The sequence below is a fragment of the Allobosea vaviloviae genome (assembly GCF_001298265.1).
Classification (GTDB): domain Bacteria; phylum Pseudomonadota; class Alphaproteobacteria; order Rhizobiales; family Beijerinckiaceae; genus Allobosea; species Allobosea vaviloviae_B.
Genome location: NZ_LGSZ01000022.1, coordinates 136,457 through 151,859 on the forward strand (window position 1 = coordinate 136,457; position 15,403 = coordinate 151,859).

17 protein-coding genes and 1 tRNA gene are annotated in these 15,403 nt (G+C 66.1%); 8 read left to right on the forward strand and 10 right to left on the reverse strand.

The window, feature by feature from the left end; translation table 11 throughout:
• Positions 1 to 71 precede the first annotated feature (71 nt).
• On the forward strand, positions 72 to 767 hold the full coding sequence (locus AE618_RS04490) for an alpha/beta fold hydrolase (protein WP_054207848.1): 696 nt from the start codon (positions 72 to 74) through the stop codon (positions 765 to 767).
• Positions 768 to 887: 120 nt separating this feature from the next.
• On the forward strand, positions 888 to 1,922 hold the full coding sequence (locus AE618_RS04495; RefSeq protein WP_082364990.1) for an SDH family Clp fold serine proteinase: 1,035 nt from the start codon (positions 888 to 890) through the stop codon (positions 1,920 to 1,922).
• 36 nt (positions 1,923 to 1,958) lie between these two features.
• Here the strand turns inward: AE618_RS04495 and AE618_RS04500 are convergent, their stop codons facing one another.
• The 3 genes from AE618_RS04500 to parE form a co-directional block, all read right to left on the reverse strand.
• Positions 1,959 to 2,219: a hypothetical protein gene (locus AE618_RS04500; protein ID WP_054207849.1), complete on the reverse strand. Its 261-nt coding sequence runs from the start codon at positions 2,217 to 2,219 to the stop codon at positions 1,959 to 1,961.
• 134 nt (positions 2,220 to 2,353) lie between these two features.
• Entirely contained in the window at positions 2,354 to 3,265 is a 912-nt protein-coding gene (locus AE618_RS04505; RefSeq protein ID WP_054207850.1) for a LysR family transcriptional regulator, read from the reverse strand.
• A 198-nt stretch (positions 3,266 to 3,463) separates the two neighbouring features.
• Entirely contained in the window at positions 3,464 to 5,611 is a 2,148-nt protein-coding gene (gene parE, locus AE618_RS04510; RefSeq protein WP_248310743.1) for a DNA topoisomerase IV subunit B, read from the reverse strand.
• A gap of 157 nt (positions 5,612 to 5,768) precedes the next feature.
• Between parE and AE618_RS04515 the strand changes: the two genes are divergently transcribed.
• Complete coding sequence (locus tag AE618_RS04515; RefSeq protein WP_156330092.1) at positions 5,769 to 6,092, forward strand: hypothetical protein; 324 nt, start codon at positions 5,769 to 5,771, stop codon at positions 6,090 to 6,092.
• 107 nt (positions 6,093 to 6,199) lie between these two features.
• Entirely contained in the window at positions 6,200 to 7,651 is a 1,452-nt protein-coding gene (locus AE618_RS04520; RefSeq protein WP_197280673.1) for a hypothetical protein, read from the forward strand.
• Between the two features lie 7 nt (positions 7,652 to 7,658).
• Here the strand turns inward: AE618_RS04520 and AE618_RS04525 are convergent, their stop codons facing one another.
• From AE618_RS04525 to AE618_RS04535, 3 genes are all read right to left on the reverse strand, one after another.
• Positions 7,659 to 8,768, reverse strand: a complete 1,110-nt coding sequence (locus tag AE618_RS04525) for a glycosyltransferase family 4 protein (protein ID WP_054207852.1) — start codon at positions 8,766 to 8,768, stop codon at positions 7,659 to 7,661.
• Between the two features lie 230 nt (positions 8,769 to 8,998).
• Positions 8,999 to 10,408 (reverse strand): type I glutamate--ammonia ligase, encoded by a 1,410-nt coding sequence (gene glnA / locus AE618_RS04530; RefSeq protein WP_054207853.1) that lies wholly within the window; start codon positions 10,406 to 10,408, stop codon positions 8,999 to 9,001.
• Positions 10,409 to 10,501: 93 nt separating this feature from the next.
• On the reverse strand, positions 10,502 to 10,840 hold the full coding sequence (locus AE618_RS04535) for a P-II family nitrogen regulator (RefSeq protein WP_054207854.1): 339 nt from the start codon (positions 10,838 to 10,840) through the stop codon (positions 10,502 to 10,504).
• 312 nt (positions 10,841 to 11,152) lie between these two features.
• On the opposite strand from AE618_RS04535, the gene AE618_RS04540 reads away from it, so the two are divergent.
• A complete protein-coding gene (locus AE618_RS04540) occupies positions 11,153 to 12,811 on the forward strand; it encodes an NAD(P)H-hydrate dehydratase (protein ID WP_082364991.1) in 1,659 nt (552 codons plus the stop codon).
• Here the strand turns inward: AE618_RS04540 and AE618_RS04545 are convergent.
• Positions 12,774 to 13,520 (reverse strand): PRC-barrel domain-containing protein, encoded by a 747-nt coding sequence (locus tag AE618_RS04545; RefSeq protein WP_156330093.1) that lies wholly within the window; start codon positions 13,518 to 13,520, stop codon positions 12,774 to 12,776. The genes AE618_RS04540 and AE618_RS04545 overlap by 38 nt on opposite strands.
• A 138-nt stretch (positions 13,521 to 13,658) precedes the next feature.
• Here AE618_RS04545 and AE618_RS04550 point away from each other — a divergent pair, with 138 nt between their 5' ends.
• Positions 13,659 to 13,868: a hypothetical protein gene (locus AE618_RS04550; RefSeq protein ID WP_054207856.1), complete on the forward strand. Its 210-nt coding sequence runs from the start codon at positions 13,659 to 13,661 to the stop codon at positions 13,866 to 13,868.
• Between the two features lie 72 nt (positions 13,869 to 13,940).
• Here the strand turns inward: AE618_RS04550 and AE618_RS27805 are convergent, their stop codons facing one another.
• Together AE618_RS27805 and AE618_RS04555 are read right to left on the reverse strand one after the other, a co-directional pair.
• Positions 13,941 to 14,108 (reverse strand): hypothetical protein, encoded by a 168-nt coding sequence (locus AE618_RS27805; RefSeq protein ID WP_156330094.1) that lies wholly within the window; start codon positions 14,106 to 14,108, stop codon positions 13,941 to 13,943.
• Positions 14,105 to 14,329 (reverse strand): hypothetical protein, encoded by a 225-nt coding sequence (locus AE618_RS04555; protein ID WP_054207857.1) that lies wholly within the window; start codon positions 14,327 to 14,329, stop codon positions 14,105 to 14,107. Before AE618_RS04555 ends, AE618_RS27805 begins: the two co-directional genes overlap by 4 nt.
• Positions 14,330 to 14,518: 189 nt before the next feature.
• Here AE618_RS04555 and AE618_RS04560 point away from each other — a divergent pair, with 189 nt between their 5' ends.
• Positions 14,519 to 14,809 carry a hypothetical protein gene (locus AE618_RS04560; RefSeq protein ID WP_156330095.1) on the forward strand — a complete coding sequence of 97 codons (291 nt, stop codon included), beginning with the start codon at positions 14,519 to 14,521 and terminating at the stop codon, positions 14,807 to 14,809.
• A 53-nt stretch (positions 14,810 to 14,862) separates the two neighbouring features.
• Here the strand turns inward: AE618_RS04560 and AE618_RS04565 are convergent.
• Positions 14,863 to 14,937 (reverse strand) — tRNA-Lys (locus AE618_RS04565).
• Positions 14,938 to 15,073: 136 nt separating this feature from the next.
• On the opposite strand from AE618_RS04565, the gene AE618_RS04570 reads away from it, so the two are divergent.
• Positions 15,074 to 15,385, forward strand: coding sequence for an FtsB family cell division protein (locus AE618_RS04570; protein WP_054207859.1), 312 nt, complete (start codon positions 15,074 to 15,076; stop codon positions 15,383 to 15,385).
• Positions 15,386 to 15,403 lie beyond the last annotated feature (18 nt).

Consider the following 15,403-nt stretch of genomic DNA (forward strand, 5'->3'; position numbering starts at 1 on the left):
CGGACTCGTGTGCAATGCAGAAAAAGTAGGGCAAAGTCAATAAACTAGCGCTTTGAGGAGCCCGCCTGCCGATGACCGAACCGCTTGTCCTGATTCCGGGCCTGGGTTGCGATGCCAGCCTCTATGGGCCGCAATGGCCCGCGCTCGCGCCCGGCCGGCCGATCATGGTCGCGCAGCACGACCGCGACGAGAGCCTCCCGGCGCTCGTGGCGCGGCTGCTCGCATCCGCGCCGGAGCGTTTTGCATTGTGCGGGCTCTCGATGGGCGGCTATGCCGCCTTCGAGGTGCTCAGGCAGGCGCCACAGCGCGTGACGCGGTTGGCCCTGCTCGATACCAGCGCCAAGCCGGCGACGCCCGAGTCCAACGTCCCGCGCGAGCAGATGATCGCGCTGGCGGAAAAGGGCGCCTATGACAACGTCACCACGCTGCTCTGGCAGAGGCTGGTCGCACCGGCGCGATTGACCGACGAGCCGTTGCGGCTGCTGGTGCGGGCGATGGCCGAACGGATCGGCGCGGATGGCTTCGTGCGCCAGCAGCGGGCCATCATGGGCCGCCCGGATTCGCGCCCGGGCCTCGCCGCGATCACGGTCCCGACGCTGGTGCTGGTCGGCGAGGAGGACGTGATCACACCGCCGGCGGAAGCGCAGGACATTGCCGCCGGCATTGGGAGCCATGCCCGGCTCGTGACGGTGCCGGGCTGCGGCCATCTTTCGACGCTGGAGGCGCCTGAGACCGTGACGGCTGAACTGCTGGCGTGGCTTGGCTGATGGTCATCAGCGTCGGGACCGGAGGCGGCTTGACGGATCGAGCAAATTTGCAACTCTGCCGGGGAAAGCGGTCGCCGCCCGGCGGACTACCTCCCTGTCATTCTGTGAGACGAGGCTGAGATGAATGATGTTGCGGCCGAGGCCGTGGTCGAGGCGAAAAAGAAACTCATCAATCAGCCGCCCCTGTTGTTTGACGAGACGCAGGCGAAGATCGAGGCGCTCGAAAACATCGTCGGAATGCCGGTTGTGACCTATTGGGGTTCGGGGAGGGGAAACCTTTGCGACAACGACGCAGTCGCACTGTTCGATCTGCTGCGCCGGATCGGCCCTATGGGAGAGATGGCGCTTTACCTCAAATCACCCGGAGGTTTTGTCGAGTCCTCGCTGAAATTCGTCCATGTGCTGCGGCGCTATGCCGAGCGGATCACCGTCCTGGTTCCCGCGCAATGTGCTTCGGCGGCCACGATCGTTGCACTGGCCGCCGACCGAATAATCATGAGTCCGATCGGTCATCTGACACCGATCGATACATCGATGCGGCACGAACTTTCACCCATCAACCAGATTACCAATAATCTGGTGAGTGTGAGCAGCGACGAGATTACCCGGATCGTGCGCCTATGGCTCTCAAACGCCAAAGACCACCATGAAAACCCGCATTCCGACCTGTTCAAATACATCCATCCGCTGGTGATTGGCGCAATAGACAGATCGATGTCGCTATCGGTGAAGATTTGCGTGGAGGTTCTGACGTACCACATGACGGATCTGGCACAGATTGATGAAATCAGCCGCCGCCTGAATTCGGACTACCCTTCACACAGCTATCCAATCACCAGCCGCGAAGCGAAGGCGATCGGATTGCCCGTAGAAGAATCCGACGATGCCACCACCGAATTGATGCTCGAACTCAATGCGATGTATTCAGAAACGGCCCAGCGATCACTGACCGATTTCGATCCGCAGAACTACCACGATAACGAAATCCTGAACATCATCGAGGCCCGCGGCGCCAAGACGTATTGGCAAAACGAGAGTGACAAAAACTATATCGTCAACGAGCGTCGCTGGCAGACGCTGAACGACCGTAGCTCTTGGCGCAAGGCGTCGATGGTCGACGGCACGCGCCTGATTCAGGACCTGCATATCCGCTGATCCAAATATGCGCGCGACGATCGCGGGTGGGTCGGGTCAGCGCGGTACCACGCAAGGGTCGAGCTTGGTCTCGCTGATCGCCTTGCGGATCGAGCCGGTGATCATCGGATCTGTCGGCTTGCCCTTGCTCGCCGCAGCTGAGACGTCGGCGAGGCGTTGCTTGTCGAAATACGCCGTATGGCTCGAGACGAAATTGGCGGCAATGACCGAGAGGAACGCGATCGCCGCGGCCGCCTTGGCGATGTTGGCGACCATCGCGCCCCGCTCGTTCTTCCAGAAAAGATCCACGAGCCGCATCGGGCCCTCCTGCGTCAGAGGGGCGGCATGGACGCCCCTGAGAGCGCATCCTGCGCATGCAGCCGTAAAAAGATGGTTAGCGAAACCTTGCAGCCTATCGTCGGCGATCGCGCAAACGCCGGCTCGATCAGGATCTACGGCGCTTGTCCCTCCAGCAGTGCCCTGTTCTCGCGGAACAGTTTGCGCAGCGCGGCCAGGACCGCGATCACCGCCGGGCGCTGGCGCGAGACCTCATGAGTCACCAGGAAGATCTCGTCGGCCGTCCGGTCGGGCGGCGGCGCCAGCCGCAGCAGCGTCTCGTCGGCATCGCCCATGAAGCACGGCACCATCGACACCGCGCCGGCCGAACGCACGCTCTCGTAGCGCGCCGCCGAATCCCCGACGCGCGCTGCGATCGGCCGCCCCTGCGCAAAGGCGAGGATGTGTTCGTCGATCCGCGACGAGGTCTCGCGGCTGACGGAGATGATCGGCGCGGTCGTTGGATCGACATCGCGCCGGACATAGAGCGCCTGCACCAGCCGCCCGACCTTCTGGCCGTAATAGCCGGGCTCGTCGGGGATCCTGTGCATCCGCACGGCGATGTCGGCATCGCCACGCGCCAGATCGAGCCGGTCGCGCGTGCTGATGATCACCAGCTCGACCCCACCCGCGCCGGCCGAAATCGCCGTCGCATTCCGGGTCAGGAACAGGCTGATCGAGGTCGTCGCCGTCACGCGCACGGGCGCATCGGCCAGCGGCCGCGTGGCGCGCGCGCAACTGGCGAAGCGCCCGGCCGCCGCCGCGACAAGGCTGGCCTCGCGGGCGAGTTCGGCGCCTGCCGCCGTCAGGCTCAGGCGGTTCGCGCCGCGCCGGAACAGCAGCAGGCCCAGCTCTCGCTCGAAGGCCTTGAGCCTTCGCGCAATGGTGGCTTCGCTCAGGCCGAGCCTGACCGCCGCCAGGGCCAGCGACCCACATTCGGCGATGGTGTGGAAGATGCCGATGTCGTCCCAGCCCGGCGCTGCCAGATCGCCGTCGCGTCGAGATGAAGCGGGAGCAGGCTGCCCCATGAGATCAGCGGCCAGGATTGGATGGGATGGCCGGGGGATGCTGGTCGGTCATGCTGGCACGGGCGAGGAGAATGGCGCGGTTCGTTCGACATGGCCCGAGCATGCCGGTCTCCAGTCGCGGTGGCAGCCCGGCAGGATTGCCGCCCAACCCCGCAGGAATGCCGGGGTCGGCGCGAATCTGCGGGTGCGCCTCAGCCGTCACAGGTCGATCAGCTCGCCTGCGAAGGCCGCTCGCTCCTGGATGAACAGGAAGCGCGCCTCCGGCTTGTTGCCCATCAGCCGCTCGACGACGTCGGAGGTTTCGTCGCGGGCCTCGTGCTCGACCATGACCTTGAGCAGGATGCGCTTGCTCGGGTCCATCGTGGTTTCCTTGAGCTGCGCCGGCATCATTTCGCCCAGGCCCTTGAAGCGGCTGATCTCGGGCTTCTTGCCCTTGAAGACCGAGGCGATCAGCTCGTCCTTGTGGAGGTCGTTGCGCGCATAGACCGACTTGCCGCCGTGTTGGAGCCGGTAGAGCGGCGGCACGGCGAGATAGAGATGCCCCTTCTCGATCAGCCGTGGCATCTGGCGCCAGAAGAACGTCACCAGCAGCGAGGCGATATGGGCGCCGTCGACATCCGCGTCGGTCATCACGATGACCTTCTCGTAGCGCAGCTCCTCCTCGCGGAACTGGCTGCCGATGCCGCAGCCGAGCGCCAGGATCAGGTCGGCGAGTTGCTGGTTGGCGTTGAGCTTCTCGCGGGTGGCGTTGGCGACGTTCAGGATCTTGCCGCGCAGCGGGAGGATCGCCTGCGTGGCGCGGTTGCGCGCCTGCTTGGCCGAGCCGCCGGCGGAATCGCCCTCGACGATGAAGATCTCGGAGCCGGCGGCGCCGGCATTGCTGCAATCGGCGAGCTTGCCGGGGAGCCTCAGCTTCTTCGTCGCGGTCTTGCGCGAAACCTCCTTTTCGAGCCGGCGGCGCAGGCGCTCATCGGCGCGATCGACCGACCAGTCGAGCAGCTTCAACGCCTGCTGGGGCGCCTGGGCGAGCCAATGGTCGAAGGCGTCGCGCACCGCGTTCTCGACGATGCGGGAGGCCTCGACGGTGGCGAGCTTGTCCTTGGTCTGACCCTGGAACTCCGGCTCGCGGATGAAGACCGACAGCATCGCGGCACAGGTCGCCATCACGTCGTCGGAGGTGACCTGCGCCATCCGCTTGGACTGGCCGATGCGTTCGGCATGGTCGCGCAAGCCCCGCAGCAGCGCGATGCGCAGGCCCTGTTCATGGGTGCCGCCCTCAGGCGTCGGGATCGTGTTGCAATAGGAGGAGGAGAAGCCGTCCTCGCCCGTCGCGAGCCAGGCGATCGCCCATTCCAGCGAGCCGTGGCTGCCGTCCTTGGTGATCTTGCCGGAAAAGATCGGCTCGGCGACGAGGTCCTTGCCCTCGATCTCGCGGCCCAGATAGTCGCGCAGCCCCCCGGGGAAGCGGAACACGGCTTCCGCCGCGACATCGCCCTCGGGCTTCAGCAGCGCAGGGGCGCAGCGCCAGCGGATCTCGACGCCACCAAACAGATAGGCTTTCGAGCGCGCCATACGGAACAGGCGGGCGGGCACGAAATGCGCACCCTCGCCGAAGATCTGCGCGTCCGGATGGAAGCGCACGCGGGTGCCGCGCCGGTTGGCGACGGCCCCGACCGTCTCCAGCGGCCCCAGCGGCAGGCCGCGTGAGAAACGCTGGCGATAGAGCGTTTTGCCGCGTGCGACCTCGACCTCGAGATCGTCGGACAGCGCGTTCACCACGGAGACGCCGACGCCGTGCAGGCCGCCGGAGGTCTCATAGGCCTTGGAGTCGAATTTTCCGCCGGCATGCAGCGTCGTCATGATGACTTCGAGCGCCGACTTGCCCGGAAATTTCGGATGCGGATCGACCGGGATGCCGCGGCCGTTGTCGGTCACCGCGATGGAGCCGTCGTCGAGCACCTCGACATCGATGAAGCTGGCATGGCCGGCGACGGCCTCGTCCATGGCGTTGTCGATCACCTCGGCGAAGAGATGGTGCAGGGCGCGTTCGTCGGTGCCGCCGATATACATGCCTGGCCGCCGCCGCACCGGCTCCAGCCCTTCGAGGACTTCGATGGCGGACGCATCATAGCCCGTCTCAGACAGGGTGCCGTTGCGCTGCGGCGCAGGCGCCGCGGGTTGAGCGAGCCTGTTCAAGGACTCGCCCGCCTGCGTGCCGGGGCGGGTGGGAGTGGCGCGGGTCGCAGCCTGGGCGCGCGACGGCTGAGGCACCGGCGCGGCAGTCCGCGGCGCCGCTGCCGCCGGCAGCGCCGGCTCCGAGCCGAATAGATCGCCATTCTCCGCCATCGTGTCCGCAGGCCCTATGATTCGCGACTTCAAATGATAGCCCAGATGCAGCCCAGCCGCGCTGCGGCTCTTCCTACAGGGCCAGGCGCGGCGAGGGAACCGGCCGCTTGTCGGTTCCCGTCATCGGGCCGTCACGCAACTCCGCAAAGGGACGTCGATGGAACGAAACCCTTCAGCCCGCATTAATGCTGCGGAGCGCACACTGCCTGCAACGATCGAAGGGCTGGGCGCCGCGCCGCCGGCTGTTATGATCGCCGAAAAATGGGGGGAGACTGTCGTGGCGTATGGTGCGTTTGTCCCGAATGTCAGAGTGGCCGGCCTCGAGCGGGCCGCGCGTCTTGCCGGCGAGGCTTTTGGCCATGAGGAGCCGGCTCCGCTGTCGCCTCTGAGCCGCGCTGCGTTTCAGCCCTCGCGCTGGCTCCTCTGGCTCGCTGCCGGGCTGGCGAGCCTGGTGGGGCTGCTGGTGATCAGCACCCGCTGATTGGTCCGCGCTCCGGCGCATCGCAGAAATATCAACCTTTTGGCCCTACGCAGGACTGCGGAGGGCTCTTCGGTGCGCATCATCACCAGCGATTTCGGTCTCGGCGAATGAGCCGGATCGCCGCGCTCGGCGCCTATGTCTATCAGGCCGCACTCGCCTTCGGCCTGCTGATCGCGGTGTCGCATGTGCTGGCGCCATCCGACTATGCGGCCTATTCGATCTTCATCTCGGTCACGCAATTCGTCGCGATTGCCTGCTTCGAGTGGATACGCTTCGCCTGCAGCCGCTTCTATCCGGGCTCCGATGCCGTCAGCGAAGCGATCGAGCGCGGAACCATGCGTGTCGAACTCGCGGTCTGTTCGGGACTGTGCGGTGTCATCGCGCTCGGCGCGATCGCGCTTGGCATCCCGCCAGTCATCGCCAGCGCTGCGGCGCTGATCGCGATCGGCCAGGGCGCGACCGAACTCCATCTCACCATGCTGCGGTTCCGTCAGGATTTCCGGACCTTTTCCTGGCTCCAGGGCGCGCGCGCGACGCTTGTCACTGGCGCAACGCTGGCCGGTACGCTGATGCAACCCAGCCTCGTCGGCGCGGCAGGCGGATCGCTGCTGGGCTACCTGGTCTATCTCGGCATTGCGCTGGCCGTACCTCGGCCCGCACCGCTCGAACGCGCCCATTGGCAACGCCAGGTGGTGCGCCGGCATCTCGTCTATGGCGGCGTCTCGGCTTTCGCCTCCGTCATCGGCCTGCTGGCGCCGCTTGGGCTGAAAAGCCTGTTGACGGCTCTTCTGGGCGCGCAGGCGGCCGCGGGCGCGCTGCTGGCGCTCGACCTCCTGCAACGCCCCTTCGTGCTGGTCGTCAACGCGCTGCATTCGGTGCGCTATCCCGACATCGTCGCGATCTTCGACCGCGATCCGGCGGGCCGTGAGCTGCGCCGATCGCTGGGGAATTACTATGGGCTGCTGGCCAGCCTGGCGCTGCTCACGGCGGCCGGCATCATCGCCTGCCTGCGTCCCGTCGCCGGGATCGTCGTGCCGTCCGACCTTCAGATAGCCTTCCTGCGGACGGCGCCTGTCCTCGTCCTGCTCGCCTTGCTGCGGTCGATGACCCAGACGCTGATGCCGACGCCGGCGCATCTGCGGCAGAACCTCGTCGCGATCATCGTCCTGGCCGGCATCGACTGCGTGCTCATGAACCTCGGCGCCGTGCTTGCCGTGACCCTGCACGGCGTCTCCGACCTCGGCATCACCGTCGGCGCAACCATGGGCGCTGCAATGGCGATGATGGCCGGGCTCAGGGTCGTGCGCTCGCTGCCCTTCGAGATGGACGCACGCCCTGTCATCGCCGCGCTTGCGGCCGCGCTGGTGCCCGGCGCCGCCTATCTCGTATCGGCCAACGGCTCCCTCACGGGGCTTGCGATCGGCATTGCGGGGGCGGCCGGCTTCGGCCTGCTCTCGCTGAATGGCCTCTACCGGGCAAGTCGCGGACCGAGCATTCCTGTCTCCTCGGACGAGAGCGCGCTGGCCCTCGCGGAGGCACAGCGGCGGCATCTCGACTGACTCCGCTTCAGGCGCCCGCGGGCGCGATGGACTGAAGCCGCGCGATCATGGCGAGCAAGGCGTCGGCGCTGCCGGCCCAGGAAAAGCGTTTCGCATTGGCATAGCCCTCCGCGATCAGCCTGTCGCGCCGGGCGGGTTCATCGAGCACCTGCCGCATCGCCTCTACCAGCGTCGTCGCGTTCGAGGGGTCGAAATACAGCGCAGCCTCGCCGCAGGCCTCCCGCACGGGTGGAATATCGGAGGCCAGCACGGGACAGCCCTGCGACATCGCCTCCAGCGGTGGAATACCGAAGCCCTCATAGAGGCTGGGAAAGATGAAGGCCGTAGCGTGCCGCTCGAGCGCCGCGATCTCGGCATCGCTCAGGCGCCCGGCGAAGATCAGATCGTCTCCCTCGCCATATTCGCCGCCCTTGAAAACGCGCGCATGGATGCCGCCGACGATGACGAGTTTTTGTCCGGGTGCCGCCAGCGTCTCGAAGGCCTTGATCGCAAAGCCGATGTTCTTGTTGGGCTTGAGCGTGCCGACGAGGAGGAAATAATCGCCGCCCGCGAGGTGCAGCCTCTCGAGAATGGCCTCGTCCGGCGCCAGCCCGGCGAAATGGTCCGTGGCATTGTAGACGACGGAAATCCCGTCCGGATCGACCCGAAAAATCTCGCCCAATTCCCGCCGCGAGAAATGCGAGACGGTCGCGATCGTCGCCGTGCGGGTCAGGACAAAGCCGAGCAGGCTGTGGAAGAGCCGATAGGAGCGGCTGAAGGAGTCCGGGTGGCGAAAGATCGTCGCGTCATGGATGACGGTGAGTTGGCGACGGTGGAGCAGCGGGCCACTCCCGCCGAAGCCGACGAGCAGGTCGTTGCGCGTCCGCCAGGCGAGCGCGGTCTGCTCCCAGAGATGGCCCGAGCCGCCGCCGAGACGCTCCATCCGGATGGCCGAGAGATCGAGTTCGGCCCGGGCATCGCGGGGCACGACCAGCCGCCAGTTTGCGCTCCGCAGGGCAGGGGGCACGTCGCCTGCGGCGATCTTGCGATCCAGAGCCTGCGTCAACTCGCGGGCGAAGCGCTGCACCCCGGTGACGGGCTGCGCCAAGAAGCGGCCATTGATGCTGATCGTCTTCAAGAACCGGCGTCCCCGCGCGCAAGCTTGACCATGCGCATCCCGGCGACTGTGGCAACGCGCGCGTAAAGACGGCGTTTCCGACGCCTGCCCGTGGCTCGCGGCCCGCCGACGGTGCGCGCAAAAAAACCGGGGCGTTGCCGCCCCGGTTTGTCAGGTGGACCGCGCGGACGCGGTCGGGAGGAAACTCGCGGCGGCCGCCAGGCCAGCCGAAACCCTCGGTGGGTGTGATCTCAGTACGAGTAGTACATCGCGAACTCGACCGGGTGCGGCGTCATCTCGAAGCGCGCCACATCCTGCATCTTGAGTTCGATATAGCTCTCGATGAAGTCGTCGTTGAAGACGCCGCCGGCCTTGAGATAGGCGTTGTCCTTCTTGAGCGAGTCCAGCGCTTCGCGCAGCGAGCCGCAGACGGTGGGGATCTTCTTCAGCTCGCGCGGCGGCAGGTCGTAGAGATCCTTGTCCATCGCCGGGCCCGGATCGATCTTGTTGATGATGCCGTCGAGGCCGGCCATCAGCAGGGCGGAGAAGGCGAGATAGGGGTTCGCCATCGGATCGGGGAAGCGAACCTCGACGCGCTTGGCCTTGGGCGAGTTCGTCCACGGGATACGGCAGGACGCCGAGCGGTTGCGCGCCGAATAGGCGAGCAGCACGGGGGCCTCATAGCCCGGGACCAGGCGCTTGTAGGAGTTGGTCGACGGGTTGGTGAAGGCGTTCAGGGACTTGGCGTGCTTGATGATGCCGCCGATGTACCAGAGGCACTCCTGCGACAGGTCGGCATATTTGTTGCCGGCCATGATCGGCTTGCCGTTCTTCCAGATCGACTGGTGGACGTGCATGCCCGAGCCGTTGTCGCCATAGATCGGCTTCGGCATGAAGGTCGCGGTCTTGCCGTAGCTCTGGGCGACGTTGTGGATGGCGTATTTGTAGACCTGCATGGTGTCGGCCATGTGGGTCAGGGTGTCGAACTTCAGGCCGAGCTCGTGCTGGGCCGAGGCGACCTCGTGATGGTGCTTCTCGACCTTGGCGCCCATGGCCGCCATGGCCGCCAGCATCTCGCCGCGCATGTCCTGCGCCGAATCCTGCGGCGGGACGGGGAAATAGCCGCCCTTGGTGGCGATGCGGTGGCCGAGATTGCCGCCCTCATATTCGGTCGAGCCGTTGATCGGCAGCTCGACGTTGTCGAGCTTGAAGCCGGTGTCGTAGGGGTCGGCGGAAATCTTGACGTCGTCGAAGACGAAGAATTCGGCTTCAGGACCGACATAGCAGGTGTCGCCGATGCCGCTGGACTTGAGGTAGGCCTCGGCCTTCTTGGCGATGCCGCGCGGATCGCGGCCATAGGGCTCGCCGGTGGCCGGCTCGAGCACGTCGCAGGTGATGACCATGGTCGCCGCCGAGAAGAACGGGTCCATGACGGCCGTCGTCGGATCGGGCATCAGCAGCATGTCGGACTCGTTGATCGCCTTCCAGCCGGCGATCGAGGAACCGTCGAACATCGTGCCCTCGGCGAAGATGTCCTCGTCGATCATGGTGATGTCGAACGTCACGTGCTGCCACTTGCCGCGCGGGTCAGTGAAGCGGAAATCGACATATTTGACGTCGTTGTCCTTGATCGCCTTGAGGACATCCTTGGCGTTCTTCATCTCAGCATTCCTCTTATGGTCGTTTCTCAACTCATACGATCCGCGGGGTCGCCTGACCGCCGGGACGCCGAACTTTTGGGTCGGGATGAGCCCTCAGATCGCGTCCGCGCCGGTCTCGCCGGTACGGATGCGGATCGCCCCCTCCACCGTCGATACAAAAATCTTGCCATCGCCGATGCGCCCTGTCTGGGCGGCCTTCATGATCGCCTCGATGGCGCCTTCGACCATCTCGTCGGCGAGCACGATCTCGATCTTCACCTTCGGCAGGAAGTCGACGACGTATTCGGCGCCGCGATAGAGTTCGGTGTGGCCCTTCTGCCGCCCGAAGCCCTTGGCCTCCAGAACGGTGATGCCCTGCAGGCCGACCTCCTGAAGCGCTTCCTTCACCTCGTCCAGCTTGAACGGCTTGATGATCGCTTCGATCTTCTTCATGCGCCGACCGGCCTCCCTTGCGTGCCAACCCGAGTTCCGAAAAGCCTGCTCGGAACCTTCGATCCACCCGCCCCGTTTGCGATCGACGCCGGGCCGCCAGGGGCCCGGCCCGATCTCGCGGGGACGGTCAAGAACATCCTTGGACTGCTCATAGCATCGGCGCATTCACCCCGCCATGCGGCAGCACCGTCCTGCTGGCTAGATCATAGGGCAAAAAACAGATTATAAAATAATCAAATGCCTAAATGATAATCATATACGTCAAACGCGATCCCGCTTGCCCTGCTTCGTCCGCTCTCCGATGATGGTGGGATGAACCCGGCGCATCCAACCGAACTTGCGTTGCTCGATGTCGCCGGCATGGCGTTGGCCGATCAGGCTGCGATCTCAGGCGGCACACCGGGCCTGCTCCTCATGGAGAAGGCGGGCCAGGCCGTGGCGGACGCCGTCCTCAGACGGGCCAAGCCGGGCGCCGGCGTCCTCGTCCTGTGCGGCCCCGGCAACAATGGCGGCGATGGCTTCGTCGCCGCGCGGCTGCTGGCGGAGCGGGGCCTGCGCGTGACGGTGGCCCTCGCGTGCCCCCGTTCGCACTTGGCCGGTGATGCGGCGGCGATGGCGCAGCGCTGGACGGGTGCGATCGATCCGATCGCCGGGCTGCGGCCGGAACGATTCGACCTGATCGTCGATGCGCTGTTCGGCGCCGGGTTGAGCCGGCCTCTGGAGGGCGAGGTCGCCGCGCTGGTCTGCGCGGTCAATGCGTCCGGCCGGCCGGTCGTTGCGGTCGATGTTCCCAGCGGCCTCTCCGGCGATACCGGCGCGAGCCATGGGGAGGTGGTTCGGGCCGTGCAGACCGTCACCTTCTTCCGCCTGAAGCCGGGCCATCTGCTGCAGCCAGGCCGCACGCTCTGCGGCACGGTCACGCTCGCTGATATCGGGATAGCGCCCGAGCTCGTCTTCACGGCCGATCGACCGCCCACGACCTTCCGCAACGCGCCGGCGCTCTGGCGCGAGACCTGGCCCGCGCACGCCACGGACACCCACAAATATCGGCGCGGTGCGGTGCTCGTCGTCGCGGGCGGACTCACCGGCGTCGGAGCGCCGCGTTTGGGCGCGCGCGCAGCGCTGCGGATCGGCGTGGGTCTGGCGACCATCGCCTGTCATCCTGAGGCGTTGGCGGCCCATGCCGCGCGAGGCCCCGATGCGCTGATGCAGCGCGCGATAGCCGATAACGAAGCGCTCGAGCGCCTGCTGGCGGAGCCGCGTCTTTCGGCGGTCCTGATCGGCCCGGCGCTCGGGCTGGATACTCGGGGCCGCGACGCGGTGACGACAGTCCTGCGCGCAGGCGTTCCTGCCGTATTCGATGCCGATGCGCTGACGATCCTGGCTGCGCGCACCGGCAGCCTGAAGCGGCTCTTCGAGCGGCGTGGCGGACCCTGCGTGCTGACGCCGCATGAGGGAGAATTCGATCGCCTCTTCCGCACTGTGCCCGAGATTGCCCAGGCTCCGTCCAAACTTGAACGGGCGCGTCGTGCTGCCGGCCAGACCGGCGCGACCATCGTCCTAAAGGGCCCCGACACGGTGATCGCCTCGCCTGACGGTCGCGCCACCATCAACACCACCGGCTCGCCCGCTTTGGCGACGGCGGGCTCAGGCGACGTACTCGGCGGGCTGATCGCGGGCCTGCTGGCCCAGGGCATGCCGATTTTCGAGGCGGCCTGCGCCGCCGTCTGGCTGCATGGCCGCGCGGGCGAGGATGCCGGCATCGGGCTGATCGCCGACGATCTGCCCGAGGCGGTCTGGCGCCTGCTGGGCGAGGACGCCCCTAACGGAGCGCCACGCTATGGCACGAAGAATGGCCCGCCTTCCGGAGAAGGCGGGCCGCGACGCGACTTGAAACTCAACTCACGCAACGAAGTCGGTCAACCTCGGGCGATCAGCTGCCGGAGTAAGTCACGGCCGGAGCGCTGGTGAGCTGCTCCTTCGTCATGGTGATCTTGCCGTGGTCCGGATACATCGCCGGGGCCTTCTGAGCCGATGCGGCGGGGGCCGTGGCCGTCGTGCCGCTGGCCGAACTGCCGCCCGCCGACGGGGCCGGCGCTGCCGCAGCCATCGGCTGGTCGCTCCAGTTGACCTGCTCGAACGGGATCGCGACATCCTTCGAGCCCAAGCCGAGGAATCCGCCGACGCCGACCGTCACCATCTCGATCTTGCCGGTCTTGTCGAACAGGACCTCGGTGATGTCACCCACCTTCTTGTCGTCGGGACCATAGATGTCGACGCCGATCAGCTTGGTCGCGCGCCACTTGCCCTGGCCCGCGAGATTGGTGGCAGGGGCCTTCATGGCATCCGTTGCCGGAGCAGGCGTGGCGGCCGGTGCGGTCGGCGAGGGGGCGCTGGTCTGGGCGATGGCGGTGGCGGTCAGCAGGGCGAAACCCAGCGACGTCGCTGCAATATGACGTTTGAACATGATGTCCTCCTTAAGTATCCGCGTGACAGCGGCTTGCAGAGGAAACGCTTGGTCCCGCGTTTTGTTCACGATCATCATCGACAAAATCGCGCCGAGCCAGCGGTAGGCAGTATTGAACGTCGCCGACCTCCCGCGGCAGTGCTGGCGTCTGGCGAGTGCCAGCGCGTCCCGCCGATCGATCGCGAAGCAGCATGGGCTTGCAGCGGAACGCAACCCCGCCCCTCGCGTTCGATGCCAGAACGGATTCACGTTCTGGACGCCCGGACAGGGCGCCCTTGACGGTTCGCGACCTATCTTTGCAGCCAAGCCGCGTGGTCCAGTCTCAGATGGACCGTATCAAGGGAGAATCAGATGCCTGCTACCACCGTGACGATCGCCCTGGAAGAAGCGGAACTGGCAGCGCTCGACCGCTCGATCCGTCATGCGATGCCCGCGCTGACGCGCGAACAGGCGCTATCGAGGATCATTGCACACTGGGCCCGGGCTCAGCTGCGCGCAGGTCATCCAGAGATCGATCAAGGTCTACGGCCTGAGGAACTCAACGCCAGCAACGATGAATGAGCAGGCAGGCGCGCCTTGCAGGCGAAGGCTCGGCAAGGCTTTTACGGGTCCGGACGCAGAGGATTGCTGCCTTCAGTCGAGAGCCTCGTCGCGCCTGAGTTCGAACGCCAGCATCGCCTCGGCAAGCGCCTGGAGCTCGTGCTCCTTGTCGCCGCTGTCAGGCGCTGCGTTCAGCTCTTCGACGCGTTGCTGGGCGCGCTCGTAGTCTTCCTCGGTATGGATGGCGATCGGCTCTCTCACGGTCGGTCCTTCCAATGCGTCGCGTCGTCGTGCTTGCGGTCCCATTGCTCGACCGCCTTGACCAGAGCATCGCGCTCGCGCTCCTCATCCTCGCCGCGTGGAGAGGAGTCGAGTGCGGCGATCCGCTGCGTCGCCAGTTCGTAGTCTTCGATCGTCTCGATCCTGAAGCGGGCTCGGTCGTCTTCGCCGGAATGCGGCGCGTGTTCTATCGTTGCTCGCATCGCTAACTCTCCCGGACATAGGCGCTCCTGGTCAAGGCTATACCTTTGGCGCGCCGTTCGGTTCCGCGTCGCGGCACGATGCTGTCCGGTTCGGCCGGTTTAAGCCTTCCTCAAGTTTTCGCTGCGTGATTCGTTGTCGAAGCAGCCCCAGAACCGGGCGCCGCCGCGAAGCCGATGCCAGAAGGCGACATGACAACAAAACCCTTTGTCACCAAAGCCCTGTTCGCGTTGGCGCTGACCTGTCCCGCGATCACGCTGCCGTCGCCGTCGCAGGCCTTCTGGCAGCGCTCCCAGGCCTCGATATGCGCCGATGCGACAACCGCGCGGGAACTGGCCCGCCATCGCTGCGATGAGTTGCTGGGATATTCCGACCCGGGCTGGCCGGCGCTCGGCCTCGGCCAGGCTGGCTATCGGGCCTACCGGCCCTCTACACCGGGGCCTGCGCCGGCAGCCCGACCTCCGGTGCGTCGTCTCGGCTGAGGGGGGCCGGTCGATGCGACGTTCGCTTGCGGGAGACGGCGGCGGAGCCAAAATGGTGAGCGGGGAGGGGATCGAACCCTCGACCACATGATTAAAAGTCACGTGCTCTACCACTGAGCTACCCGCCCTCACTGGGCCGCTGACATACGGACGCGCCGCGCGCGGGTCAACCGTCGCGAGCCGACGCGGCGGGGAAAGCTGCGAAGGAGGCCGTCGCTGCAGATCGTTAACCCGTGATAAACCAACGCGTCCTAGCGTGACGCCATGGTCATCCGCCGTGGCGTCAGATCCGTCTTCATCACGCTCGCGCTCTACCTCGTGTCGGGTGCGGCGGTGAGCTATTTCATGTTCCACGCCCAGCACGGCGCGCGCGGTCTCGATGCGCGCGACACCCTGCAGGGGACGCTGCGCGAAATGGAGACCGAACTCGCCGGCCTGACCGCCGAGCGCAAGCTCTGGGAGCAGCGGCTTTCGCTCGTCCGCGATGAGGCCGTCGACCGGGACGTCCTGGAGGAGCGCGCTCGCGACACGCTTGGCCGGGTCCATCGCAATGATGTCATCCTGATGGGGCGTTGAGGGCAGCAGCGCGGCAGC